The 24,244-nt window shown below is 60.0% G+C and carries 23 protein-coding genes, 2 tRNA genes and 2 pseudogenes; 3 read left to right on the forward strand and 24 right to left on the reverse strand.

Going from position 1 to position 24,244, the window contains the following annotated elements:
- Nucleotides 1-14 precede the first annotated feature (14 nt).
- From dsrB to ACPV0M_RS10285, 12 genes are all read right to left on the reverse strand, one after another.
- Nucleotides 15-1,202: a dissimilatory-type sulfite reductase subunit beta gene (gene dsrB / locus ACPV0M_RS10230; protein ID WP_425620543.1), complete on the reverse strand. Its 1,188-nt coding sequence runs from the start codon at nt 1,200-1,202 to the stop codon at nt 15-17.
- Between the two features lie 79 nt (nt 1,203-1,281).
- The gene (gene dsrA / locus ACPV0M_RS10235) at nt 1,282-2,697 is read right to left on the reverse strand and encodes a dissimilatory-type sulfite reductase subunit alpha (protein WP_425620544.1); all 1,416 of its coding nucleotides are present in this window, start codon (nt 2,695-2,697) and stop codon (nt 1,282-1,284) included.
- Between the two features lie 528 nt (nt 2,698-3,225).
- A complete protein-coding gene (locus ACPV0M_RS10240) occupies nt 3,226-3,417 on the reverse strand; it encodes a hypothetical protein (RefSeq protein WP_425620545.1) in 192 nt (63 codons plus the stop codon).
- A gap of 41 nt (nt 3,418-3,458) precedes the next feature.
- Nucleotides 3,459-3,707, reverse strand: coding sequence for a hypothetical protein (locus ACPV0M_RS10245; protein ID WP_425620546.1), 249 nt, complete (start codon nt 3,705-3,707; stop codon nt 3,459-3,461).
- A gap of 234 nt (nt 3,708-3,941) precedes the next feature.
- On the reverse strand, nt 3,942-4,421 hold the full coding sequence (gene rlmH / locus ACPV0M_RS10250; RefSeq protein WP_425622192.1) for a 23S rRNA (pseudouridine(1915)-N(3))-methyltransferase RlmH: 480 nt from the start codon (nt 4,419-4,421) through the stop codon (nt 3,942-3,944).
- Complete coding sequence (gene murA / locus ACPV0M_RS10255; protein WP_425620547.1) at nt 4,421-5,674, reverse strand: UDP-N-acetylglucosamine 1-carboxyvinyltransferase; 1,254 nt, start codon at nt 5,672-5,674, stop codon at nt 4,421-4,423. Before murA ends, rlmH begins: the two co-directional genes overlap by 1 nt.
- 70 nt (nt 5,675-5,744) lie before the next feature.
- Nucleotides 5,745-6,587, reverse strand: coding sequence for a peptidase MA family metallohydrolase (locus tag ACPV0M_RS10260; RefSeq protein WP_425620548.1), 843 nt, complete (start codon nt 6,585-6,587; stop codon nt 5,745-5,747).
- A gap of 152 nt (nt 6,588-6,739) precedes the next feature.
- Nucleotides 6,740-7,321 (reverse strand): tetratricopeptide repeat protein, encoded by a 582-nt coding sequence (locus ACPV0M_RS10265; protein ID WP_425620549.1) that lies wholly within the window; start codon nt 7,319-7,321, stop codon nt 6,740-6,742.
- Nucleotides 7,322-7,415: 94 nt separating this feature from the next.
- Complete coding sequence (locus ACPV0M_RS10270; RefSeq protein WP_425620550.1) at nt 7,416-8,678, reverse strand: LysM peptidoglycan-binding domain-containing M23 family metallopeptidase; 1,263 nt, start codon at nt 8,676-8,678, stop codon at nt 7,416-7,418.
- A 181-nt stretch (nt 8,679-8,859) separates the two neighbouring features.
- A complete protein-coding gene (scfB, locus tag ACPV0M_RS10275) occupies nt 8,860-10,227 on the reverse strand; it encodes a thioether cross-link-forming SCIFF peptide maturase (protein WP_425620551.1) in 1,368 nt (455 codons plus the stop codon).
- Between the two features lie 19 nt (nt 10,228-10,246).
- Nucleotides 10,247-10,396: a six-cysteine ranthipeptide SCIFF gene (gene scfA, locus ACPV0M_RS10280; RefSeq protein WP_425620552.1), complete on the reverse strand. Its 150-nt coding sequence runs from the start codon at nt 10,394-10,396 to the stop codon at nt 10,247-10,249.
- Between the two features lie 106 nt (nt 10,397-10,502).
- Nucleotides 10,503-11,135: a CBS and ACT domain-containing protein gene (locus ACPV0M_RS10285; protein ID WP_425620553.1), complete on the reverse strand. Its 633-nt coding sequence runs from the start codon at nt 11,133-11,135 to the stop codon at nt 10,503-10,505.
- A 246-nt stretch (nt 11,136-11,381) separates the two neighbouring features.
- On the opposite strand from ACPV0M_RS10285, the gene ACPV0M_RS10290 reads away from it, so the two are divergent.
- On the forward strand, nt 11,382-11,579 hold the full coding sequence (locus ACPV0M_RS10290) for a hypothetical protein (protein WP_425620554.1): 198 nt from the start codon (nt 11,382-11,384) through the stop codon (nt 11,577-11,579).
- Nucleotides 11,580-11,768: 189 nt separating this feature from the next.
- Here the strand turns inward: ACPV0M_RS10290 and ACPV0M_RS10295 are convergent.
- From ACPV0M_RS10295 to ACPV0M_RS10325, 7 genes are all read right to left on the reverse strand, one after another.
- Nucleotides 11,769-11,843 (reverse strand) — tRNA-Gly (locus ACPV0M_RS10295).
- A gap of 4 nt (nt 11,844-11,847) precedes the next feature.
- Nucleotides 11,848-11,923 (reverse strand) — tRNA-Glu (locus ACPV0M_RS10300).
- Between the two features lie 397 nt (nt 11,924-12,320).
- Nucleotides 12,321-13,607, reverse strand: coding sequence for an adenylosuccinate synthase (locus tag ACPV0M_RS10305; protein ID WP_425620555.1), 1,287 nt, complete (start codon nt 13,605-13,607; stop codon nt 12,321-12,323).
- 244 nt (nt 13,608-13,851) lie between these two features.
- Entirely contained in the window at nt 13,852-15,240 is a 1,389-nt protein-coding gene (locus tag ACPV0M_RS10310; RefSeq protein ID WP_425620556.1) for an NAD(P)/FAD-dependent oxidoreductase, read from the reverse strand.
- A 58-nt stretch (nt 15,241-15,298) separates the two neighbouring features.
- On the reverse strand, nt 15,299-16,624 hold the full coding sequence (dnaB, locus tag ACPV0M_RS10315; RefSeq protein WP_425620557.1) for a replicative DNA helicase: 1,326 nt from the start codon (nt 16,622-16,624) through the stop codon (nt 15,299-15,301).
- Nucleotides 16,624-17,070, reverse strand: coding sequence for a 50S ribosomal protein L9 (gene rplI, locus ACPV0M_RS10320; RefSeq protein ID WP_425620558.1), 447 nt, complete (start codon nt 17,068-17,070; stop codon nt 16,624-16,626). The genes dnaB and rplI overlap by 1 nt, the downstream gene beginning before the upstream one ends.
- Before the next feature lie 4 nt (nt 17,071-17,074).
- Entirely contained in the window at nt 17,075-17,986 is a 912-nt protein-coding gene (locus ACPV0M_RS10325; protein ID WP_425620559.1) for a DUF2232 domain-containing protein, read from the reverse strand.
- A gap of 420 nt (nt 17,987-18,406) precedes the next feature.
- On the opposite strand from ACPV0M_RS10325, the pseudogene ACPV0M_RS10330 reads away from it, so the two are divergent.
- Together ACPV0M_RS10330 and ACPV0M_RS10335 are read left to right on the forward strand one after the other, a co-directional pair.
- Nucleotides 18,407-18,499, forward strand: a pseudogene (locus ACPV0M_RS10330) (hypothetical protein); the annotation flags it as partial.
- A 10-nt stretch (nt 18,500-18,509) separates the two neighbouring features.
- Nucleotides 18,510-18,713, forward strand: a pseudogene (locus tag ACPV0M_RS10335) (hypothetical protein); the annotation flags it as partial.
- Between the two features lie 77 nt (nt 18,714-18,790).
- Here ACPV0M_RS10335 and nrfD read toward each other — a convergent pair.
- The 5 genes from nrfD to ACPV0M_RS10360 form a co-directional block, all read right to left on the reverse strand.
- Nucleotides 18,791-19,948 carry an NrfD/PsrC family molybdoenzyme membrane anchor subunit gene (nrfD, locus tag ACPV0M_RS10340; protein ID WP_425622193.1) on the reverse strand — a complete coding sequence of 386 codons (1,158 nt, stop codon included), beginning with the start codon at nt 19,946-19,948 and terminating at the stop codon, nt 18,791-18,793.
- Between the two features lie 319 nt (nt 19,949-20,267).
- On the reverse strand, nt 20,268-21,032 hold the full coding sequence (locus tag ACPV0M_RS10345) for a 4Fe-4S dicluster domain-containing protein (protein ID WP_425620560.1): 765 nt from the start codon (nt 21,030-21,032) through the stop codon (nt 20,268-20,270).
- A 28-nt stretch (nt 21,033-21,060) separates the two neighbouring features.
- Entirely contained in the window at nt 21,061-22,665 is a 1,605-nt protein-coding gene (locus ACPV0M_RS10350) for a [FeFe] hydrogenase, group A (protein WP_425620561.1), read from the reverse strand.
- 75 nt (nt 22,666-22,740) lie between these two features.
- Nucleotides 22,741-23,412 carry a hypothetical protein gene (locus ACPV0M_RS10355; protein WP_425620562.1) on the reverse strand — a complete coding sequence of 224 codons (672 nt, stop codon included), beginning with the start codon at nt 23,410-23,412 and terminating at the stop codon, nt 22,741-22,743.
- A gap of 109 nt (nt 23,413-23,521) precedes the next feature.
- Nucleotides 23,522-23,986, reverse strand: coding sequence for a DUF3842 family protein (locus ACPV0M_RS10360; protein WP_425622194.1), 465 nt, complete (start codon nt 23,984-23,986; stop codon nt 23,522-23,524).
- Nucleotides 23,987-24,244: the final 258 nt, after the last annotated feature.

Below are 24,244 nucleotides of genomic sequence, written 5' to 3' on the forward strand. Positions count from 1 at the left end.
GGGGCAGGGTAGTACTAGTCTACGCCACCCGCAGCCTTGGAAACCGCCCACGCGGCGTCCGTGTACTTAAACTGGGTGCTCGTCCGGTACGTATCGTACGCCAGACGGTAGTCGTCGATAAGGTGTTCGGTAAAGGGCAGTTCGCAGAGCTCGAAGAACTTCTCCCAGCCGATCCTCTCCGCCCAGTCGCCAAGCCGCTCGTACTTGTTAGCATGCTTCGCGTAGACCTCGACGATACGCTTGACGGTTTCGCATACCTCGGGGAACCGCGGGAAGTTGTTGGGCAGGAAGGGAACGATAACCTTCGAGAACTTCGGCGGCGAGATGCGGTTGGAGAGTTTGCCGCCCGCCAGCACGACCACGCCGTCGCCCTCTTTGTCGGAGAGCGGCAGGGCGGCGCACATGGTGTAGCAGTTCCCGCAGAACATGCAGCGCTCTTCCTTCAGCTTGACCGTCTTCTTCCCGTCCGGGGTCGTGGCCGGCGAGAAGGCGGCCTTCGGGCAGGAAGCGATAACCGTGGGGATCTCGCACATCTTGGCGAGCCACTCGTGGTCGATGATCGGCGGCTTGCGGTGGTAGCCCAGCAGCGCGATGTCGGAACAGTGCACGGCGCCGCACATATTCAGGCAGCAGGCCATCGAAACGCGCACCTTGGCCGGCAGGGTCATGCTGCCGAAGTACTCGTAGAGCTCGTCCATCAGGGCCTTGACCATCGAAGAGGCGTCGGTGGCCGGCGTATGGCAGTGAATGTAGCCCTGGGTGTGGACGATGTTGGTGATGCCGGCGCCCGTCCCGCCGACCGGGAACTTGTTGCTGCCGGAGTAGAACTTGCGGCTCTCCAGCTCCCTCTTGAGGGGCTCGATCTTCTCGTAGCTGTCGACGAGGAACTCAACGTTGTTGCGGGTGGTGAAGCGGACGTAGCCATCGCAGTGCTTGTCGGCGACGTCGCAGATCTCGCGCACGAAGGCCGCACTCATGATGCGCATCCCGCCGGCGCGCACCGTGTAAACCTTCTCACCCGTCTCGGAAACGTGTACAATCACGCCAGGCTCCAGGACTTCGTGGTACAGCCACTTGCCGTAGTTCCGCTGGATGATCGGCGGGAAGAAATCCCAGTAGTGGCGCGGCCCGATGTCCGTGATACGGTCCTTGTTGGGGTTCGCAGGGTCGTACACCCCAAACTTGGTCGAAGAAAGACCCATATTAACACCCTCCCGTGAGAGAAATTGTGTTTCGCTTGTTCACCGTCACGCTGCCGTTAAGCGGCAAACGTAAGCCCGACTATCTCGCGTGGCGCTTCCTGTAGTCGTTGATGTCGCGCTTCCAGCCACCCGGCACGTCCTCTTCTTTCCAGAAGATGTACGGGTTCTCGCGTGGGCGCCAGACGTGCTGCGGCGCGGGAGGAAGTCCGCAAGCCTCGAGGAAGGCCGGCAGGCCGATGCGCTGGATCATTTCGCCGATACGCTCGCGGTTCTTGCCCTCTTCGATCCACAGCTCCTGCATCCTGTTGATGGCTTCCTTGATGTTGTCGTAAGGCGGCTCGGCCTTCATGAAGGGCACGATCAGGGTAGCCATCTGGGCGCCTTCAAGAATGGGGGCCTTGGCGCCGCAGAGAATGCTGATGCCGGTATCGGTCCCCGGACGCAGGGCACGCGGCATGGTGTTGATGCAATGCATGCAGCGCACGCAGTTGGCGTCGTCGATGGTCAGCACGCCGTCCTCGTACTTCATGCAGCCGCTCGGGCAGCGGTCGACGACTTCCTTGTAGATGTCGAACTTGCCCCAGTCGCGGCCGCGGTGCGAGCCGCCGCCCGGGATGAGGTCGCCCGCGATGTAGCCCTGGACGGCGTCCTGGTCGATGCGGATGTTGTCCCGCCAGGTGCCGATGAAGGACAGGTCGGAACGGGCGATGGATGCCACACAGCCGTTGGGGCAGCCGTCGAACTTGAACTTAAACTTGTACGGGAACATCGGGCGGTGCAGCTCGTCCTGGTAGTGCATCGTCATCTCGTAGCACATTTCCTGGGTGTCGTAAAGGGCAAACTCGCAACGGGCCTTGCCGACGCAGCACTCCGGCGTGCGCAGGTTCGAGCCGGAGCCGCCGATGTCCTGGCTGAGGTGGTGGGTGCACTCCTGGAAGATCGGCTCGAGCTGCTCGGTGAAGGTGCCGAGAAGGATGATGTCACCCGTGGAACCGTGCATGTTGAATACACCGCTGCCGCGCAGCTCCCAGAGGTCGGCAAGGGCGCGCAGGAAGTCGGTCTTATAGAACTTGCTGGCCGGCTGGTTCAGGCGGACGGTATGGAAGTGCGCGACCCCTGGGAACTTGTCGGGCAGGTCGGAGTAACGGCCGATGACGCCGCCGCCGTAACCGTTCACGCCCACGATGCCGCCGTGCTTCCAGTGGGTTTCGCCGTCCACAAAGGAAACCTCGAGCTGGCCCATCAGGTCTTCCACGACGTCCCTGTTGATCATCAGCCGGTCATCGGCCAGCTTCCTTCTGCGCAGCGCCTCAACCTTGAGGTCGGCCACGAAGCTGGGCCACGGCCCGGATTCCAACTGTTCCAGCATGGGGATGTCGTACTTGATCTTAAACTCCTTAAGCTCCTCGTCGGACGGGTTCTGCAGTTCTTCGTCCGTATAGATCCGCAGTTCCTGATAATTAAGGTCCTTTTGCGGGACTTTCGGCTTGAACATAACGATCATCACGCCTCCTTAGACTAAACTACTAGGCTTGATGCCTGGCGACCAAAGCCAAAAAACTTTTTCCCAGCAACCCTCCTCCTCACGCAAACTAACCAATTGACCGACAACCGGCACTCGACGTATCCTCGCAAAGGATACTACAAACCCCAGCCATTTTGACTGGTTTAGCGTAGCACGCCAACCCTGACCTGTCAATTTGGCAGAAAACGGCCGGAACGGCCCCAGACAAGCAAAAAATAGCGACAGGTATCCTTCTCAACCTTCGCTCATCCGGCAGCGTTCAGGCTGCGCAACCCACTGTCCATGTTATTCGTTGCACATACTCATATTCCTGCTGGGGAAAAGAACTTTTTATAGGGAATCAAGGTCTCTCTGGAACCGTTGAGGGACAAATTTGGGAGATAAGCAGGCTTTTTGAGCAATTGGCAAATACTGCCGAAGCAATTCTCAATCTGGCTCTGCCGCAATTCACCAGACAGGGCCCGTGAAACGCCGACAGCCCCGGAAAAATGACATTTATTACAAAGATTCATCCATTTGCCTGTAACGGTGAAGAATCTCTCTTTCCTCCCGGGGAGTGAGGAAACGCAGGATCTTCTTACTCAGGATGCGGCCGTCCTTACGCGAGCGGCGGATTTCCAGCAGCACCATACGCTCCTGGATCTCGACGTCCTCGTCTTCCTTGCGCGTAAAGATTTTGCCGATGCCCATCACCAACCCCCGCACGTATCATCAGGCTGCCGTTCGTCGGGCTACCGTCGTCCGGCTGCGGATGCTTTGGCCCGGGAACGGACCAGCAGCAGGACGGCGGCCAGGACGGCGGCCAGTCCGGCCGCCAGCCCCGTTTTCACCGCCAAGAGCAGGACGCTCACCAGCACGATCTCCAGGATGACGTCCAGAAAACCGGTGGCGCGCTCCAGCCAGGCCCCGAGCAAAAAAAGCAATAAAAAGGTGGGGCGCCAGGCTACGAAGAAGAGCCCTTCTTCATGGGACTGTTGCAAAACGGCCCCCAACCCCTTTTCCTTCCTGCCCCGCTTGTACGAACCGAACCGTCAGGCAACCGGCACAGTCCTGATGGAAAAATCTGGATACATGTTAACACAGCAACGCAAGCCCTCTGCCTGCCATCGCCGGGCGTCCTGGCAGCAACAGAGGGGTTATACGCATTCCCGCTCGTTCTTGCTCATCCTTTTGCGGCGGATCTATTGCAGCCATACGGGTCAAAACGGAAAGGGCTACCAGTGATACGGTTCGCGGCGGGAGATCTTGAAGGCGCGGTAGAGCTGCTCGACCAAGATGAGCCGGAAGAGCTGGTGCGGAAAGGTCATGGATGAAAAGGAAATGACCTCGTCGGCCCGGCCAAGGAGATCGAGGCTTAAGCCCAGCGGGCCGCCGACGACGAAGGTGATGCGGCTGCGCCCTTCAAGAGCCCGCTTCTCCAGCAGCCCGGCGAATTCCTCGCTGGAGACCTGTTTTCCTTTGGGGTCCAGAGCCACCACATAGGCATCGTCCTGGAGATGACGCCGCAGCTTGTCGCCTTCCCGCGCCACCACCGCCGCCCGTTCCGCCTCTCCGGGATAGGGGCCGAAAGGCTCCTCGGGCACCTCGACGACCGTGACGCGGACGTAAGGCTTGAGCCGGCGCAGGTACTCCTCGATGCCGGCCCTCAGGAAAGGCTCCTTGACCCGGCCGACGCCCAGGATAACGACGGACATCATTGGCGCGTCACGTCAGCCCCCAGCGCGATAAGCCTGGACTCCAGGTTGAAATAACCCCTGTCGAGGAAGTGGACGTTGTAGATGTCCGTCTGGCCGTGCCCGGCCAGCCCGGCGATGACCAAGGCGGCGGCGGCCCTGAGATCGGTGGCCTTGACCTGCGCGCCTTGCAGGTGCCCGACGCCCTCGACGACGGCGACGCGTCCCTCGACCTTGATCCGGGCGCCCATCCGGCGAAGCTCCTGGGCCACCTGGAAACGGTTCTCGAAGATGTTCTCCACGATGATGCTCGTACCCGGGACGATCGAGAGCAGGCTCATCATCTGGGACTGCATGTCGGTGGGAAAACCGGGATAGGGCATGGTTTTGATGTTGATTGGCCGGAGAGGCTCCGGCGTCCACACGCGGACGCTGTCCTCGAACTCCTCGACATGGACGTTGGCCTCCCGCAGCTTGGCGCTCAAGGGCTCAAAGTGGGTGGGGATGACGTTCTCCAGGGTGACGTCCCCGCCGGTGGCGGCGGCGGCGACCATAAACGTGCCGGCCTCGATGCGGTCCGGGATGACGGCGTAGCGCACCTGCCTGTCCAGGGACCTGACGCCCTCAATCTTGATGACGTCGGTCCCCGCCCCTCTGATCCTGGCGCCCAAGGCGTTCAGGAAGTTGGCGAGGTCAACGATTTCCGGCTCCTTGGCGACGTTTTCGATAATCGTCTGTCCTTCGGCGAGAACGGCGGCCATCACGATGTTTTCGGTCGCCCCCACGCTGGGGAAGTCGAGGTAGACCCTGGCCCCGCTCAGGCGGTCGGCGCGGCCGATGATGTAGCCGTTCTCCAGCCGCAAATCGGCGCCCAGGCCGGTCAGGCCTTTAAAGTGCAGGTCCATGGGACGGGAGCCGATGTTGCAGCCGCCGGGGAGAGCGATCCTGGCCCGGCCGTACTTGGCAAGCAGGGGACCCAGCAGCAGGTTGGAGGCACGCAGTTTCTTCACCTGGTGGTAGGGAGCCTCGAAGCCGGTGACAGCCCCCTGGCGGATGCGCAAGGCGTCGTCGGCCAGCCACATGCTCCCGTGGCCGAGCGCCCCGATGATTTCGAGCATGATCCGCACGTCGCTGATGTCGGGCACGTTCTCCAGGACAACCTCGTTGTCCGCGAGAATGGCCGCACAGAGGATGGCGAGTGTGGCGTTCTTTGCTCCGGAGATACGGGTCCGGCCCTTGAGCGGGCGGCCGCCGTCAATGGTTATGCGTTCCATTTAGTGTGCTTGTCCCCCTGATTTCCAAGTATAACCTCTCCAGCTACATTAGTTCCATATTCGGAAGTCTTTAAAAAGATTCCTGCTCCTGCGCCAGCCAATCCGACCAAAGACCTACCCATTCCGACAAATTAACCCCCAGGTTGGCCTCCAAGGCCCTGTCGAAGTCCCTTCCCCGCCCCAGATCGGCCAGCACGCCGCGAAGCGACGGCCACCCGAACTCTTCAGCGGCGAAGAAGACCATGCTCAAAACCTGGTTGTAGGCTCTGCTCTGGTCGGCCAGCGCGTCAAAGTCTTTAAGCTCGGCCAGGCTGTAAGCCGTGGAAAGGTCGAAGGCCAGCGGGTCGGCAAAGCGGAATCCCGTCAGCCGGTATTCCTCATACTGGGCGATGCCCTCGTTGAACCACCGCGGGCAGTTACCCCGGGTCAAAACGTCGACGGCGAGGTGCGTGATCTCGTGGGCCATGGGGCCGTTCGACTCAAACTGTTGCCTGGTGTCGTCCGCGTCCGCCCCATCCCGGGGCGCAAGAACGTGGATCGTCCCGGCCCAGTAAACCCCCATCGTGCTGTAGCCGCCGTGCCAGCCGAAGGTGCGGTTCAAGTCGGCCATGTCACCGTAGAGGACGACGGGGGAAGGTCCAAGAGCGTCAAGGCCGAAGTCGCGGGCGATCACCGGGTAAAACTTTTCGGCCGCGGCCAGGACGAGCGGCGCGCTGTCCTTTTGCGCCGGCTTGCTGAAGACGATGAAGTGGTCGCCCCTGGCGGCGTACATGCCGCGGAACTGCCAGATCACGTACCTCCTATTGGCTTCCCGCGCCAGGGATTTTACGTAAAGGTCGGCACGCATGGCTGCTCCCGTCAGGATCAGCAAGCTAACCAGTAGACTAACGAAGATGCGTGCCCTCTTAGCCATCGCTTGTCCTCACCGCCTTCCGTGCCAATTATAGCGCCATGGACGATTTCCAGCCTAGTGGAAATAATCCGCAAGACAAGCGGGAGTAACCAAAAAAGGGACCGTTTATTTGAAACGGTCCCTTTTCGGTACAATGTTAGTCGAAAGGCGTCCTATTCCTTCTTTTGCCAGACCTCCAGCAGCATCCGCGCCTGGTCGGTTTCCGGCCCCGGCCCGGCGACTTCGATGTAGCGCTGCAGGCGTTCCGCCGCCGCCTGGTAGTCGTTCTTCTCCTGCCCGAGCATCAGCGCCGACCTGAAGAGCGCGAGCTGGTGATCGGGGTTTACCTTGAGGACCTCGTCAAACTGAGCCAGGGCGAGGTCGACCTGGCCGGTGAGATAGTACAGTTCGGCCAGGCTCAGCCGCGCGTTCTGGTTCACAGCGTCGAGCTTGATCACTTCTTCGTACTGCGCGATGGCCTTTTCGAGGTCGCCGCCGTCCCGGTACCACGCCGCCAGTTGCAGCCTCGCCGCAACGTCGCTGGGGTTGTTCTTGATCCGGGATTCGAGTTCCTTGTTAACCGCGGTCACAGGCTGCTGCGACTGCGAAGTTTCCTGCTGTTCCTGCGTCGGTCCGGGGGCGGAACCCAGGTCGGGCAGGGTCCACACGACGGATGAGGCGATCAGGCCCAGGCCGATGAAAATCGTCAGCACCCAGAAAACGCCCTTTTGTCCCTTCTTGCTCAGCATTTTCATTGCGTGATCACCCGTCCCCTATTATAGCACCGGCCTGCAGCATTGCAAAGCAAAAGGGCCCGGCGGGCCCTTGCAGTCGGTGAAAACGATGCTTCTACAAGTGATTGAGCGGGTTGACAAAGCGTCCCTCGTGGATGATTTCAAAGTGCAGGTGCGGGCCGGTGGCATTGCCGGATGAACCAAGGTAGCCGATCACCTGTCCCCGCGACACCTGCTCGCCGGCCGATACGGCGATGCGCGAAAGATGAGCGTACCTCGTTACGACACCGCCGCCGTGGTTGACCACCACCATCCTGCCGTAACCGCCGCCCCACCCGGCATCCACAACCTGTCCGTCCTCGCTGGCGACAACCGGGGTTCCGGTATCAGCCGCGATGTCCAATCCGGTATGACGCCTTCCGAAATACTGACTGATGGAACCGCCGCCGCTGACGGGCCAGGCAAGGTGCCCGCCCCCACGGGAGGCGACCATCAAACGGGTTCCCCGAACCTCTTCCTGGGAAACGGGCTGCTGGACGATAGCCGAGGCTATCTGTTGCCGTTTTACGACCTTGCCGTTGTACCTGGTGACGGCGTAAACAATCTCCTTCTTGCCCTCCTTGCCCGGCTTGACGACCTTGCGGCTGCCGAGCGCCAGGCTCTTGTCCTGCCGGACTTTGACCGGGAAAGCGACCGGGACGATTTCTTTGACTTCTCCGGTGGAGACCACTGTCAGGAGAGGCTGGGTCTTTCCGACGTTCAGTTCCTGGCCCAGGGCCAGCACCTGATCCTCGGCAAGACCCGGATTGGCGGAAACCAATTCGTTGACGGTAAGCCCGCTGGCGATGGCGATGTCCCAGAGGGTGTCCCCTTCTTTAACTTTGTAGACCTTGTTTTGCCTTTGCAGTTTCTGCGCCAGGGCAAAGGCTTCTTCAATCGAAACGATGTCTTTGTTAGCCGCGTCGACTTCAACAAGCTGCACCTTCTGCAGGAAGCGGACATCGCACCCGGGGTCGGAGGGATACTTGGCTTTATACTGTTTCAAAAAGCTTTCGGCCGTCTGACGGTCGGCAAAGACCAGCTTCAGTTCGCCGTCGATCCGGACGCCGCACGCCCTGGTCCGCAGGCCCAGGGCGCCGGCCAGTTCGTCTTCCAGTTGACTGGCTGATACGAGCCGAGCGGTGTTACAGGTAAAGGTGTTGACAATCCTGATGCGCTCCTCGGGGAGTTCGCCGCCGAAATTCTCCTTGAGAGAGGCCAGCGCCTGGTCGAAAGCCCGTTTTTCCGCAACGACGGCCACGGGCTCCCCATTGACCTGGACGGCCCACACCTTGGTTTCCGCCTGAATGTTAAAGCCGATAGCGACGATTAAACTCAATACAGTCAGGCCTAGCCCGATTGGATGAGCGAAACGCCTGCTCCGCCCACGAGTCGGTATTCTAGGTTGCAAAACCTATCCCCTCCCCATGGTTAGGACATGGCTAAAAAGCCGCAGTGTGATTGTATCATAGCAAAAGTTGCACGTCCAGCCATTGCGTGCCAATATTCGACGAACGTGCTTAACTGTCACCGGAAATCTCCCGCTGACACCTCCGTTCTAGCTCTCGTGCCTTAATAAACAACGCGCATTCTAAACGTTTATGCATCAACCGGCAGCCGACGTCATACGGCTCCAGGATGCTGCCGTTCTGCAGGAAGGCGGCGGCGTGGCACCCCCCGCTGCACAGGAACTTCGCCCAGCACGCGCGGCATCGGGCCTTCGCGTAGACGTGCGCGTGCCTGAACATTTCCACCACAGGGCGGTTGGCAACGCCTGTCTCCACGCTGCCCAGCAGAAAATCCGGGCGGCCGACGAACTGGTGACAGGGATAGATCCCCCCGCCCGGCGCGACGGCCAGGTAATCGGTCCCCGCCGCGCAGCCGGTGAGGCGTTTGGCCAGGCAGGGCCCCCGGTCGAGGTCGAGCTCGAAGTGGAAGAAACGCACCATCCGGCCTTCCCGGCGCAACCCGAGGTAAGCGCGGGCCAGCCTCTCGTACTCCGCTTCGAGGCGCGGCAGGTCATCCCCGGTTAACGCGTGGGGCTCGCCGGGGGCGGCGACGACCGGCTCAATGGAAATCCGGTCGAAGCCCAGGTCCACCAGGTGAAGAAAATCGTCGGCAAAGTCGGGGTTGTGCCTGGTGAAGGTGCCCCTGATGAAGTAGTATCCTTTGGGCTCTGGATGGGCCGTCCAGGAACGGACAAACCGCCGGACGTTACGGACCACAAGGTCGTAAGAGCCCTGCCCTCCCGGCGTCAGGCGAAGGCGGTCGTGCACCTCCCGGCGCCCGTCGAGGCTGAGCACCACGTTGACGCCATGCTGCAGGCAGAAGCCGGTCACCCCTTCGTCCAGCAACAGGGCGTTGGTCGTGAGGGTGAAGGTGATCGTCTTCCCCGCCTCGGCGCCCCGCCTTCGGGCATAAAAGACGGTCTCTTTCACCACGTCCCAGTTGAGCAAGGGCTCTCCGCCGAAGAAGTCGATCTCCAGCCGCTGCCTGGAACCGGCGTTGGCCAGCAAAAACTCCACCGCCCGGCGGGCCGTATGAAGCGGCATCAGCGCAGGTCCCTCGCCGTATTGCCCCTTGCCGGCAAAGCAGTACCGGCAGGCCAGGTTACAGGCGTGGGCGACGTTTAGGCAGAGGGCCTTGACGGCGGGAGCCGGGGGCTCGTAGCCGCCGTACGGGTCGGGGCAAAAAAGAAGACCGCGCTCCTGCAGGGAGGCGATCTCTCCCTTTACCTCGGCAAGCTCCTCTGCGGCGGGGGGCTGCCCCAGCGCCGCGAAATCCTCGCCCTTCAGGACCGCCCAAGCCAAGTCGTCCACCTGGTGGAGAGCCTGGCTGTGCGCGTCGTAAACAAGCTTTACCCCTTCCAGAGAAAAACAGTGAATCAAGGTGTTCTCCCGGCCAGGATTACTTGCTTTCTTTTTTATGCAGACAGCTCTGGTTGCCGACGGTACACGAGGTCTTGCAGGCCGACTGGCAGGAAGTCTGGCATTCTCCGCAGCCCTGCACGTCCCTGGACACCGTCTGCCCCTTGCTGATCGTGCGAATGTGCTTCATGATGATTCTTCCCCCTCAGTTACTTGCTTTTCAACCGTATAACCCTGTAAGCTGCTGTCACCGTAAGCTGCAACGTCTACATACCCTACACCTGAATACCCAGTACCTACCTGATGGATACGACGTGGAACCCCTTCCCCTCCAGCTCCCCGACCAGGCTGCTGGCGTCGGCGGTGCTGATGCGGAACATCAGCAGGAACTTCCCATTTTCGAGCTCCAGGGTGGCCACGCTAATAATGTTTATGTCTTTTTCCTTGAAGAATTGCGTGATCTCGGACAGGACGCCGATGCGGTCCGGCGTCTCAATGACCAGGCGCGTTCCGGCGCGGCGCACGCCGAAGAGACGGCCCAATCCCTCGATCATGTCGGTTTGGGTAATGATGCCGATAAGCTTGTCCTTTTCGGTGACCAGGATGCTGCCGATCTTCTTTTCCCGCATGACCCGAGCCGCTTCTTCAATCGGCATATCCGGATCGCAGGTGACCGGGTTCTTCACCAGGGCGTCCTTGACCGTGACCTTAGCCAGGACGTAGTTCAGCTCGTAAACGCTCAAGGTGGTGGCCGGCGACGGGGAGACCTGCAGCAGGCCGCGTTCGGTGACGATGCCGACCAGCTTGCCGTCCTTGACTACGGGGAGGTGCCTGACCTTCTTCCTGGTCATGATCTCCAGGGCCTGAAAGATAGGGGTCTCCGGGGTAATCGTAATCGGGTTTCTAGTCATATAGTCCTTAACAAACATGGCGGGACCTCCCTTACGAGGTTTTGTTTAGATTATAGGACAAAACGGCTAGTGAAAACAAGGACAAAGCGAATAAGAGACGCGCCGCGCCGCCAAACACATCCTGATCTGTATACTGATTGAGCGGGGGAAGGCGAAACAATAATCGCGGGCCGGCAATGAATCTTCCAGAAGTTCCGTGGATAAGAAGCGTCCCGCAAAGAGCATAATAAGACTAATCAGCACTATGAAAGAGAGGTGGCGACATTGCCGAGAAACCGCAGGTTCGACGACGCCGGGAACAAGCTCACAGCCGGTGTCAATGTTTCCCCCGCCAAGGGGAAAAAGTCCGTCGCACAGGAAACCACGGCCTTCGCTTCCGGCGCCAAGACAGTGGGAGATATGGAGGTCGCCGAATGTCTCACCCCCGAATGTCCCACCCCCGAGGGAAAAGGCGGCTGCTGAGGCGCGAACGGCTCCGGTCACCGGAGCCGTTGCTGTTTTCTGAAGGGGTTTAGAGGGCCCGAACCGTAAGCCCGGAAACCGGGGTTCCCTCGGAAGGGAGAAACCCGCAGTTTCGCGGTGGAAAGGGTGATTGGGGTTGAACCGGTGTAAAAGAAAAGGCTCTCTCTGCTCGGGAGCCCTTGATTTCTCTGGAGCGGGTGAAGGGGATCGAACCCTCAGCCCTCAGCTTGGGAAGCTGATGCTCTACCATTGAGCTACACCCGCAAATTGGTGACCCCACCGGGATTCGAACCCGGGTTACCGCCGTGAAAGGGCGGTGTCTTAGGCCACTTGACCATGGGGCCACAAAATCCTCGCAAAGGGTATGTTACTATAGGACCGACCCGATGTCAAGGGCAATAACTGCCACGCAACTAACGCATAAGTGGCGGGCGCCAAGCATCGGGCATTCCGGCGGAACCAACAACTTTGTTATGCCGATGCCGGCAGCCGAATCCTGTTTAGATTCTGCTGAAAAAGTAGCCTTACGAGCGGTGTGCTGTACCGGGGCATTATCTTTGGTCACTGTGTCCGCGCCAAGGAATGAACTCGCTCGCCTCGGGCGGCGCCGAAACTCGCCCGCTTTCGCGGGCGAAAAACACGTCGCCGCTGTTCCTCGGCTCGCTGCGTTCTTTGAACCAGCTCCCAATGTGACCTCCGATAATGCCCCGGCGCCCGCCAAGTACAATTCTTCAGCGGAATCTATTTAAACACGCCGCATTTAACGATCGTCTGGCTGCGCTTGGAGCCCACGCCGACAAGCGCCACCGGCACCCCGGTAAGCTCGGTGATCCGCTCCAGGTAGTCCCGGGCGGCCGTCGGTAGGTCGGCGCAGCGGGTCACCAAACTAATGTCCTCTTCCCAGCCGCGCAGTTCTTCATAGATCGGTTCGCACTCGGCCAGCACGTCGAGGCTGGAGGGAAACTCGGTCAACAGCTTTCCGCGGCAGCGATAAGCGGTACAGATCTTCAGGACCGGCAGGCCGGTCAGCACGTCGAGCTTGGTCACGGCGAAGTAATCCAGGCCGTTGACGCGCGCCGCGTAGCGTCCGATCACCGCGTCGAACCAGCCGCAGCGCCGGGGACGCCCGGTCGTCGTCCCGTACTCGTGGCCCCTGGCCCGCAGGTACTCGCCGGTGCTGTCGCCGAGCTCGGTGGGGAACGGCCCCTCCCCCACCCTGGTGGTGTACGCCTTTACAACGCCGAGGACGGTGTCGATCTTACTCGGCCCGATGCCCGACCCCATTGCGGCCGACGCCGCCGTCGGGTAAGAGGATGTGACGTAGGGATAAGTGCCGTGGTCGATGTCCAGGAGCGTCCCTTGCGCCCCTTCAAAGAGGACGTTCTTGCCCTGGGCGATCGCCTGGTGCAAGATCAGCGAGGTGTCGGCCACCATCGGCCGTATGAACTCGGCCAGCTCGGCGTAGACCGCGAAAATCTCCCCGGCGTCCACCGGCTCGCCCCCGTACACCTGCTGGATGATGCGGTTTTTCTCGGCCACCACAAATTCGAGCTTCTCCCGGAAACCCTCGGGGTCCAGCATGTCGACGACGCGGATGCCGACACGGGCGGATTTATCGGTATAAGCAGGTCCGATGCCCCTGCGCGTCGTCCCCAGGCGACGGTCGCCCTTGCTTTCTTCCTGGAGTTCGTCCAGCAGCCTGTGGTAAGGCATGATGACGTGGGCACGCTCGCTGATCTTGATCGGCGCCGTAGGAACGCCTCTCTGCTTCAACCCCTCAAGTTCTTGCTTTAACACGACCGGGTCGATGACCACGCCGTTGCCGATAATGCACAGTTTCTCCGGATACAGGATGCCGGAAGGAATCAGGTGCAGTTTGTACTCCTGGTCACCCACGACAACGGTGTGACCGGCGTTGTTGCCCCCCTGGTACCTGACCACGATGTCAGCCGACTCAGCCAGGAAATCGGTGACCTTGCCTTTCCCCTCATCGCCCCACTGGGCGCCTACTAGTGCTATAGTAGCCAACTCTTCTCCTCCTAGGAGACCGTTGAAAAACTTCGCCTGCCCATTGGGAAGTGTGAGCCACCTCTCAAGTGCTATGCTCGTTTTCTCGAACGCTCTCCAGAACTATACTGTAAGCATCGGGCACTAAGCATTAATATACTAACGGTTAAGCGTTCGGCGTTTAAATTCAAGGCTTAGTCTACTTCCGTTATTCCATCTAATGCTTAAAGCTTACAGCTTAGAGTCGAGACCTAAAACTACGTTTTTAGGCTCTCTTTAGGATTTCCTGCGCCACCAGGACGCCGGAGGCCGACGCCTGGGCCAGGCCCCGCGTGACCCCCGCGCCGTCGCCGGCGGCAAAAAGGTTCTTGATGCGCGTCTCCAGGCTGGGGCTTAAGGCCAGCCTCGACGAGTAGAACTTGACCTCCGCCCCGTAGAGCAGGGTATTGCGCGAGTTGACGCCCGGCGCGATCTTGTCCAGGGCTTCGAGCATTTCCAGGATGCCGAGCATGTGCCGGTACGGAAAGACCAGGCTGAGGTCCCCCGGTGTGGCCTCGGGAAGCGTCGGGCGCACCAAGCTCTTAGCCAGCTTTTCCTTGGTGCTTCTGCGGCCGGCGGTCAGGTCCCCCAAACGCTGGACCAGGACCCCGCCCCCCAGCATGTTGGCCAGACTGGCGATATAGCGGCCGTAGGCGATCGGCTCGGAAAACGGCTCGGTGAAGCTCTTGCTCACCAGGATGGCGAAGTTGGTGTTTTCCGTCTTCCTGTAAGCGTGGCTGTGGCCGTTAACCGTAATCACGCCGTCGTTGTTCTCCATGACCACTTCGCCGTTGGGGTTCATACAAAAGGTCCGGACGCGGTCCTCAAAAGTCCTGGATATATAGGTGCACTTAAGCTCGTAAAAGAGGTCGGTCAAGGGGGCCAAAACGGCCGCCGGGACCTCCACGCGCACACCGACATCGACGGGGTTGACGGCCAGCTCAAGGTTCAGGCGGCGGGCTTCCGCGGTCAGCCACTCGGCGCCCTCCCGTCCCGGGGCGACGATCACGTAGTTCGCGGAGTACGTCTTCCCGTCCGCCGTCTCGACCCCGAGGACGGTATTGTCCTTAACCAGGATCTGCGTGACGAGGGTGCTGGTCTTGATGTCCACCCGGGGAGCGAGATACTCGTACATCAGCTGCAGGATCTCGGCGCAGCGCCCCGTGCCCAGGTGCCTGATAGGCAGCGGGACCAGGCGGAGATCGGCCAGGATGGCCTTGCGCTGGATTTCCTCGAACTGCTCACGGTGTTTCACCCCGTAGACGTCCTGGGGCGCCCCGAAACGGATATAGATCTTGTCGACGTAGTCTACGTATTTTTTTAGGGCTTCGCCGCCGATATACTGGTCGAGACTGCCCCCCACCTCGGTGGAGAGGGTCAGCTTGCCGTCGCTGAAAGCGCCCGCCCCGCCCCAGCCGCATACCGTGGCGCAGGGGGCGCAGTGCCGGCAGTTGGTGCTTTTCTCCTGGGAAGGACAGAGGCGCTTCTTGATGTCCAGGCCCTTTTCAATGATCAGGACCTTGCACTTCGGATCGTGCATGGCGATCTCCAGGGCCGCGAAAATCCCGGCCGGCCCGGCACCGACGATGATCACGTCGTATTGCTTTCTCTGCATTTCCTCACCCCTCCCGAATGCCCATATAACTTTAGCAAAGGGGCACAGTGATGTCAACTTATTCTTCTCGCCTGGTGAATCCCGTAAAAAGGGTGAATTCTTTAAAGAACCCCAGCTCGACTTTTCCGGTCGGCCCGTTCCGATGCTTGGCGACGATCACTTCGGCCACGCCTTTTTGTTCCGTTTTCTCGTTGTAGTATTCGTCCCTGTAGATAAACATAACGATGTCGGCATCCTGCTCCAGGCTGCCCGATTCACGCAGGTCCGACATAATGGGTCTCTTATCCTGGCGCTGCTCCACGGCGCGGCTGAGCTGGGAAAGTGCCAGCACCGGGACGTTGAGTTCCTTAGCGAGACCCTTGAGGGACCTGGAAATATGGGCGATTTCCTGCTGCCTGCTCTCCGTCCGCCGCGCCGCTTGCATCAGCTGGATGTAGTCGATGACGATGAGACAGAGTCCTCTCTCAGCCTGCAGCCGCTTGGCTTTGGCCCGGATCTCGCTGACCGTACAGGCGGCGGTATCGTCGATAAAGATCGGCAGGTCGTTTAAGCGCGCAGCAGCGTCGGTCAGGCGTTCCCAGTCCTCTTCACGCAGGTTTCCGGTGCGCAGCCTGTATTGGTCCACCTTCGCTTCGGAACACAGCAACCGCTGAACGAGCTGTTCTTTGGACATTTCCAGACTGAAAACGGCCACCGGCTTGCGTTGCCTGTGAGCGACCTTGAAGGCGACGCTCAGGGCCAAGGCCGTCTTGCCCATACTCGGGCGGGCGGCGAGGATAATCAAGTCCGAGGGCTGCAGCCCGCTGATCTTCCTGTCAAGGTCTTCAAACCCCGTGGGAATGCCGGTAACCTGCCCCTTGCTTTCGTAGACCGCTTCGATATGGGCCCACGTGCTCATTAATATGTCCCGTATCGAAGCAAGGACGGTGGTTTCCCGGCCGGAACTCAGTTCCATGATCATCTGCCCGGCCTGCTCAAGCAGCCGCTCCGGGGCCTCCGCGTTCTCGTAGCCCATTTCGGCGATCCGGGTGGATACCCGGATCAGGGCGCGCAGCAGCGCCTTCTCCTCGACGATACGGGCGTAATACTCCACGTTGGCCGAAGTGGGCACGACGTCCAGGAGGGAGGCGACGTAGGCCGCTCCGCCGAGCCTCTCCAGCAACCCGTCCAGGCGCAGGCGCTCGGTTACCGTCAGGAGATCGACCGGCTTTTGCTCGTCGATCAGCTGCAGAACGGCCTGGTAGATGGCGCTGTGCCCGGGGTGATAAAAGTCGTCCGGGCGCAGGAAGGTGACCACCCGGTTAACGGCGTCCGGATCCATAAGCAAGGCGCCGAGCACGGCTTGCTCGGCGTCGAGGCTGTGAGGGGGTTTCTTCTCCAGCATTAAACTCCCGTGACCTCCACCGTGAATTCCGCCTGCACCCCGGGATGGAGCCTGGCAAGAACCTTGTACGTCCCCAGGCTCTTGATCGGTTCCTTCAGCTCGAACTTCTTGCGATCGATATTGATCTTGTGCTGTGCCTCGAGGGCCGCGGCGATATCCTTGGTGCTGACCGAACCGAAAAGCCTGCCGCCCTCCCCGGTCCGCACCGCCACCTTGACGGTGAGGCCCTTAAGCCTGGCGGCCAGCGCGCGGGCCTGCTCGTCAAGCCTCTTCTCTTTCCTGGCCCTGGCGTCCGCGTTGCGCGCGATCTCCTGCATCCGCCCCTCCGTAACCGGTTCGGCCAATCCTTTGGGGAATAAAAAGTTACGCGCGAAACCGTCCGCCGCGTTGACGATGTCGCCTTTCCTGCCGAGGTTGCTCACGTCTTTAAGCAAAATCACCTTCACGCTTTTAGTCCTCCTTTCGCCGGAACCACTCGCGGAAATTGAAGCCCGCATCCAGAAAACCCAAAACCGCCAGGGCGGTAAAGATGACGGGGAGATAGAAAACGGCCGCCGCCAGCAGCACGACACGCCAGAACCTGGACAGGCGGGCGAAAAGCTTGAGCGCGGCTACCGTACTCAATCCCAGTGTAGCAAAAACGAAAACGGATATGACAAGGATGTTGGCTCCCGTGACCTTGAGACCCGCGATCGACCACTGGTCGCCGGCAAGATACATTCCCAGCCCGGCGATAACCATCCAGACCGCCGTCCAGGGAAGCCTCCACTCGGCAAACGGCAGGGGGTTGTCAACCGTCCCCCTCCCCGCTAAAACGTGCTGGAGGGTAAAGAATCCCGCCACCGCCATAAACCAGGCGCTCACCACGTAGCTCCCCGGCAGGACTACCGCCATCGTCTGCAACACCTGCTCCTCCAGGGGGGTCAATTCTTCAACGCCGGCCAGAAACTGCTGCGCGTCGAAAGGGTTATGGCCCAACGCCAGGAAGAGGACAAGAAGGGTTAAGCCGTGAAGGATCTGACCGGCTAAAACGCCTCCCCACAGCAGCCGTTGGGGCTTAAGCCCGTTCTTGAAGCCCAGGCCGTACAACACCCCGAGCAGCCCGAACTCGGTCACCGTCAACGCCGGATTGAGCGTCTGTAATGACAGGGACAGGAACATCCCCGATGCCAGCAGGATAAACAGGGCATAAGCCGACGTCCTTTCCCGCGTCAAGAACCCCGCGAGGGCCAGCAGGCCCAGCCCTGCAAAGAAATGAAGCAGGGGGACCAAATGGGCGGCCAGGAGCAGGCTGCCGGTAAAGGCAAAGTAATAAACCCCATCCCGAAGGGACTGTTGAAAAACTTCGCCTAGCTTTGTCATGCTCGCCGTCCAGTGCTCACGTACCAAAAAGAGGTCTGAAACCAGAGGTCAGAGGTTTGACCTGGAAGCGACCGCCTCGCGGATTTCACCAAGTCCGACTTCTGACTTCCAACATCCAACTTCCTTATACAGTAGGGCAACGGGCTCACCTCTTGAGAACGTGCATAAAAGTCCGCGCAAGCGCCCGTCCGGGTTCCGGGAGTGCAGGAGCCCGGGATTACACCCCGGTAAGGAAGATATTTCTGTAAGAGCCGGATATTCTCCTCTGCTATTCTCCGATATTCTCCCTTAATCACAGACAAAACCAAAGAGACGGGCGTAAAATCCCCCACAGGCCTTGCAAATCCTGAGCAGTCCCGCTACTGTGAGCGTTGAGCCGCCCCTGCCCTTGAGGAGGCACACTGGCGTCAACAGATCAGCCTGGGCGTGGAACTTGTCCCCGTAGGCGACTTTTCTCTCTATGATCACGTTCTTGATACCGCGGTGATGCTCGGACTGGTGCCGAAACGGTTTGCCACAGTTTGTCAGAAAGGCGCTTGAGCTTTTCGGCGCCGAGCGGCTATGGGTCAATCCGGACTGCGGATTGAAAACCCGGGGTAAACAAGAAGCCGTAGCCGCGCTGTCCAGGATGGTCGAGGCGGCACGCTGCTTGCGGGCGGAGTACGACGCCGGCATCATCCGCAAACGCGGTGAGGAAGACTTTTCTTCAAAGCGGCGGAAGGAGTAGGAAGGAGACAGCCACGGAGGTGCCGGGCGCCGATTTCAAGCGCGCACCTCCGTGGCAGAAGGCATTAACGGGCTAAGTTAAGTAGAAACCTGTGCCGTCCCGTACCGGTAGGCCTTGTTGATCTCCGCCAGCGTCTTCTGGTCTTCCTCGAAGATGGCGAAATTCTCGACGATGAAGCAGTACGCCACGATCAGCAGGGAGACAAGGCCGATGGTTACGGACCATTCCATCCAGCTCGGGAAGTAACTCCCGCCGGAAGCCGTAGCCATGCCGGTGAACACCACGTTCATCCGGTTCAGGATGACGCCCGCAACTACAAGGACCGAGGCTGTAACAAGGCCGCCGATGCTGTTGCGCACGCCGGGGGTGAAGTACATGATCATCGGGACGATGACGAAGAGCACCATCTCGAGAAGGAACATGTTCGCTTCGAAGGACCCGTTGAAGACGTAGCCCCAGGCACCGCGCCAGGTCAGGTCGATGCCCTTCAGGACCACGTAGAAGAGCATCAGCCAGGCGGAAACCTTGACGAGGCTGGAGAGCACCGGCATCTCGTGCGCGAAGTTGCGGCCGTAAGCCCTTGCCGCCAGCCAGCCCTCGAACGATACCATAGCCGGACCGACGAAGACGGCCGAAGTCAGGAAGAAGACCGGAATGATCAGCGACCACCAGGTCGGGTACAGCCGGTCGACAGCCACGATATAGAGCGAACCGAGGGAGGACTGGTGCAGAGTCGGCAGCAGGATGCCGATGATGAACAGGAACGGCATCATCGCGTCGAAGATCTTCTTGATGCTCGGCGCCTTTACGCGCTCGAAGACGATGTGGCCGAACTCCAGGATCTGCACGTTGGTGTACAGGAAGACGCACCAGAAGACTTCAAACAGCACCGAGTGGTAACCCCAGAAGACGAACGGACGCCAGAAGTTGTACCAGCGACCGATATCCAGGAAGAGGCCGACGCTGACGATGATGTACCCGAGCATCGAGGTCAGCATCGCCGCCCGGGCGATCGAATGGTACTTATGCTTGTGCAGGATATGCACGATAAACGCGGTGCTGAAACCGCCGCCCGCCAGGGCGACACCCGTCAGCACGTCGAAGCCGATCCACAGACCCCAGGGCCACTCATCGCTCAGGTTGGTCGCCGCACCAAGACCGTACAAGAGACGGTAAACGGCGACGCCGGCCATCAAGGCGACCAGGGCGAGGAGTACGGCACGGATCGGCGTCATCTTAAATGTCCATCTGTCGAATTTACTCACTTTCGTACCTCCTATCACCTGTAGTCTCGAAGGACCTAGGAGACCGCTGAAAAACTGCGCCTGGCTTTGAGAAGTGTGAGGCGAGAGGTCAGAGGTGAGTATCAATGAAGGAATTCACCAAGCGAATTCTAACCCTGTGTCCCCACTTCTGACTTCCCACGACTCACATCTCAAAGGCCTTCCGCGCCATGCTTGCTTTTGAGCGGTCTTAAGGGTAACTTCCAAAGCATAGCCGTACCCTAAAGATGCCTATGCCAAAACCGGTGAATTAGCTTTTTGCAGCACTCTCCTAGTGGTCCTCCTCAACCTCGGCGCGGCGTTTGGTATACAGGTACAGCGCCGTCAGGGCCGCCGTCCAGCCAACCGCGATGTACGGGGTCCACTTGAGGACGCTCCAGGTGTACGACGGGATGCTCCGCTCGGAGACGTTGGTCTTGAAGCCCATCTGCTCGAACGGCACGTCCGAGATGTACAGCCAGGAGGTGCCCCCGTATTCCTTCTCGCCGTAAACGGCGGGGACATAAGCATGATTATCGGCAATCCGGCGGCGGGCTTCGGCAAGAAGCGCATCGCGCTCACCGAATCGCAGCGCCTGTGTCGGGCAAACCACCGTACAGGCCGTGACTTGGCCTGCATTAACCCGTGAAAAGCACATATTGCATTTTTGCACGCGCGGAAACTGCTGATCCCATTCGTACTTGGGAACGCCGAACGGGCATGCCAGCATGCAGTACCGACATCCGACACAGATGTCCTCGTTGTAAACAACCGGCCCTTCGGGCGTCTTTCTGAGGGCGCTCACGAAGCACGATGATGCACAGGCCGGTTCAAGACAGTGCAGACACTGATGCTTGACAAACCGCCATACCTCACGGTCCTTGACGGCAACAACGTGGCTTGTGATCACGGTCCAGTTTTCGCCGGCAAGGACAGCCTTCTCGTCAATAATCGGCTTTTCGGGATCCCATTCCAGGCCGTTGTGAAGCTTGCAGGCCACGGCGCAGCTGCCGCATCCGATACATCTGGTCAGGTCGACCAGGACGCCTTTTGCCACAATACCAGGCCCCCTCTATTCGTTTTCGCTAGCTGACCGACTTGGAAAGCTCCAAAGGACGGATCTTGTCGGCGCGTGAAACGTACTCGGTATGAAGCAGTTCCTCGGCTTTTTCGCTCATGGGATGCTCCAGGAACTCCCGGTAAAGAGCCAGGACCTCCGGGTTTTCATGGCTTTCGCGCCGCACCCAGCGCGCATCGGCGCTGTACAGCCCGGCGATGCGCTTGGTCCTTACCTCGTCCGTGGGCGGTACCGCCGTCCTCGGCTGCCCGCCGCCGGCTATGCATCCCCCGGGGCAGGCCATAAACTCAATAAAATGCCACGGCGCCCGGCCGCTTCGTACCTCCTCAAGGACCCGGCGGCCGTTGGCCATGCCGTGGCAAACCGCAACACGCACGGCGCCTACGCCCGGGATGTCGACGGCCGCCTCCTTCACACCGTCAAGGCCGCGCACCGGGGTCAGGTTGAGAAGATCGGCCGGCGTTTTTTGCCCGGTGATGAAAAAGTACGCCGAACGCACGGCCGCCTCCATGACGCCGCCGGTAGCCCCGAAAATGATCGCGGCGCCGGTGGAATCACCCATGAATGAATCGTAAGCCTCGTCCGGCAGCGCCGTCAGATCGATCCCCTTCCGTTTCAGCATCTTCGCCAGCTCGCGCGTGGTAAGGACGACGTCGACGTCCCGCAGGGATGTCTTCCCGTGGAAGGACCCGCTGTCGTTCATCTCCGGACGCTGCTCTTCAAACTTCTTCGCCGTGCATGGCATGACAGAAACGGAGACGATACTTTCCGGCGCGATATTTCTCTTCGCCGCATAATAGGTTTTCGCCAAAGCACCGAACATCTGCTGCGGAGACTTGCAGGTCGAGAGATTGGGCAGCAGGTCGGGATAAAAGTACTCGCAGAACTTGATCCATCCCGGACAGCACGAGGTGAACTGCGGCAGCGGCTTGCCCGGCAGTTCTCCTTTAATGCGCTTGATCAGCTCCGTGCCCTCTTCCATAATGGTGAGGTCGGCCGTGAAATTGGTGTCCAGGACCGCGTCGAAACCCAGCTTCCTGAGAGCGGCAACCTGCTTGCCGGCGACCCATGTGCCGGGCTCAAGCCCGAACTCCTCGCCCAGGGCCACCCTTGTTGCCGGAGCCGTCTGCACCACGACAAAACGGCTGGGATCGTCCAGCGCCTGCCAGACCTTGTCCGTGTCGTCGCGTTCCGCGATCGCGCCCGTCGGGCAGGCCATTGTACACTGCCCGCAGTGAATGCAGATAACGTCATCGGCCAGCGGAAGACCGTAATGGCCGAAAACCGCCTGTACCCGCTCGCAGACATCGAGGCATTGCCCGCACAGAACACACTTGGCGTCGTCGCGGACCAGCGACGGGTTCATGGGATCGATCGAAACCCGCCCGCGCATGGGTACCGGCCACGTACCCGCCGCCTCGTACTGATAAGGCAGCCATCCCTGTCCGCCGGTATCCCGAACGGGCGACTCAAGACATCCGCCGGCGCCGACGGCCAGCCCCGCCAGGCCGAGCCCGCCCATCATCTTCAGGAAGGCCCGCCTGGTCACCGCCTGTTCCCGTTCACAGTGCTTGTTCACACGTACTCCTCCTTCGTCAAAGTCAATCTCCATCGTAACTCCTGCATTCGGGCTTTTGCCATACACCACCCCTTTCCGCACCGGACTGACCGACGCCGTCTTCCCCAGTCAGATAGTTGTCTGCAACAGGTCCATGCGATACCGGAGCAGAGGCGTCACCGGGGAAGAAGGCAAGAACCCGCGCTGCATCAAGTTGTTCTTGATCAGACGGACGGCCTTGCGAACAGCGGACCGGACTTCTCCGGTCAATTCCAGCCCGTGGCATACCTTCTGCGGCTCAATAACGACAAGCGTCACTTCGGGCGGCAGGACGCCGAAAACCTTCGCCATGTGGAGCCTTTCGTACACCGGGCGCATACCGCCGCAGAAGAACCCCTGCGCTAGGGGCTGTTGAAAAACTTCGCCTGACTTTGTCATGCTTGCCGTCCAGTGCTCACGTACCGCCCAGTACGCTCCGCCGCTGGCCGGCTTCGCCTTCCGCGCCATGCTCGTTTTTGAACAGCCCCCATTTTTCAACATGTCCGCTGACGGGAGTGCCTCGCGGCATGTCACCTGGGATACGTGCCCGCCGGGGTATCCCCTTGCCAGGGCATAGACCAGGACCGCGTAGTCTTTCCGGTAAAGGTGCATTTCCAGGTCGAACACCTCGTAGCAGCTTATGTCCGCCAGGTCGACGCACTCACCCAGGTTTTCCTGGGAAAGCGCTTCGATGACATATGACCCTGCCCCCATATCGCCCAAACACACGTCTCCGAGACCTATAACCACGGCGTTTTGCAACGTTAACACCCTCCTGCGCCCGTTTTCCACAAGACAAAAAATCGCGAATTCCCGGACTTCGTGTCCGGTATTCGCGATACCGGTTTTTGCATCTGGATGTGGCAGCGTGTCACATAACTGCGCCGGATGTTTCCTCACAGCCTCCGACCAGGGAAACTACCCTCTCGACAAGCATATCCACCAGGTGGGGCAAAGGCTCCGCAGGCACACCGACCACTTCAACCCCCGACCGGTTGAGGTGCAGGAGCACTTTTACCGCTGGGCTTTTGGCTACCGCCTCGGCCATCGCCGGGGTAAACTCGCCCAGCATGCTGTGCGCGACAAGCAGGGAAATGGTTCCGGCAATGATGTCGACTTTGCCGGCATTCTGCACAATGGCGTTTTCACCGGTAACCCCTTCGGCCGCGCCGGCCTTCAGCATCGTGGATGTGGCCAGGACGTTCGTCCCCAAAACGATGATTTCCGCGTGTTTGTCGTGCAGGGCGCGGGCGAGCTTTTCCACCAGAAGCTTGCCGATGCCGCCCCCCTGGCCGTCAATGACCGCGATACGTGCAATCTTTCCGGTTTTTTTCATTGGCTTTAGACCGGGCAACCCGCCTGCCTCCTCCTGCTTGGACTCCCGAAAACGGCGAACTTGCAACAAAAAAACCACGGAAACGACTTCGCTTCGGCAAAGTCCGGTTTCCGTGGTTTTTCCCTAATTTTACGGCCCGCGCCGGGGCGGCTTCGCACCGCCCGTTCTCCGTCCTGCAATATCAATAGTATAGATGAGTCCTATTAAATCTGTAAAGACCTTGTTCCCGATTTCGTTAAAAAAGCCGGCAGGAGGACA

This window comes from Desulfosceptrum tomskiensis (genome assembly GCF_049818055.1).
GTDB lineage: Bacteria > Bacillota > Desulfotomaculia > Desulfotomaculales > JASEER01 > JBFLVT01.

Bases quoted from the DNA above. Each gene is read 5' to 3' on its own strand.
- dnaB (WP_425620557.1), bottom strand. From the start codon at position 16,624: ATGCTGGAGAAGAAACCCCCTCACAGCCTCGACGCCGAGCAAGCCGTG.
- nrfD (WP_425622193.1), bottom strand. From the start codon at position 19,948: ATGACGCCGATCCGTGCCGTACTCCTCGCCCTGGTCGCCTTGATGGCC.
- ACPV0M_RS10325 (WP_425620559.1), bottom strand. From the start codon at position 17,986: ATGACAAAGCTAGGCGAAGTTTTTCAACAGTCCCTTCGGGATGGGGTT.
- ACPV0M_RS10285 (WP_425620553.1), bottom strand. From the start codon at position 11,135: ATGTTTGTTAAGGACTATATGACTAGAAACCCGATTACGATTACCCCG.
- ACPV0M_RS10265 (WP_425620549.1), bottom strand. From the start codon at position 7,321: ATGAAAATGCTGAGCAAGAAGGGACAAAAGGGCGTTTTCTGGGTGCTG.
- ACPV0M_RS10260 (WP_425620548.1), bottom strand. From the start codon at position 6,587: ATGGCTAAGAGGGCACGCATCTTCGTTAGTCTACTGGTTAGCTTGCTG.
- ACPV0M_RS10350 (WP_425620561.1), bottom strand. From the start codon at position 22,665: ATGGAGATTGACTTTGACGAAGGAGGAGTACGTGTGAACAAGCACTGT.
- rlmH (WP_425622192.1), bottom strand. From the start codon at position 4,421: ATGTCCGTCGTTATCCTGGGCGTCGGCCGGGTCAAGGAGCCTTTCCTG.
- scfA (WP_425620552.1), bottom strand. From the start codon at position 10,396: ATGAAGCACATTCGCACGATCAGCAAGGGGCAGACGGTGTCCAGGGAC.
- murA (WP_425620547.1), bottom strand. From the start codon at position 5,674: ATGGAACGCATAACCATTGACGGCGGCCGCCCGCTCAAGGGCCGGACC.
- ACPV0M_RS10360 (WP_425622194.1), bottom strand. From the start codon at position 23,986: ATGAAAAAAACCGGAAAGATTGCACGTATCGCGGTCATTGACGGCCAG.
- dsrA (WP_425620544.1), bottom strand. From the start codon at position 2,697: ATGTTCAAGCCGAAAGTCCCGCAAAAGGACCTTAATTATCAGGAACTG.
- ACPV0M_RS10240 (WP_425620545.1), bottom strand. From the start codon at position 3,417: ATGGGCATCGGCAAAATCTTTACGCGCAAGGAAGACGAGGACGTCGAG.
- ACPV0M_RS10310 (WP_425620556.1), bottom strand. From the start codon at position 15,240: ATGCAGAGAAAGCAATACGACGTGATCATCGTCGGTGCCGGGCCGGCC.
- dsrB (WP_425620543.1), bottom strand. From the start codon at position 1,202: ATGGGTCTTTCTTCGACCAAGTTTGGGGTGTACGACCCTGCGAACCCC.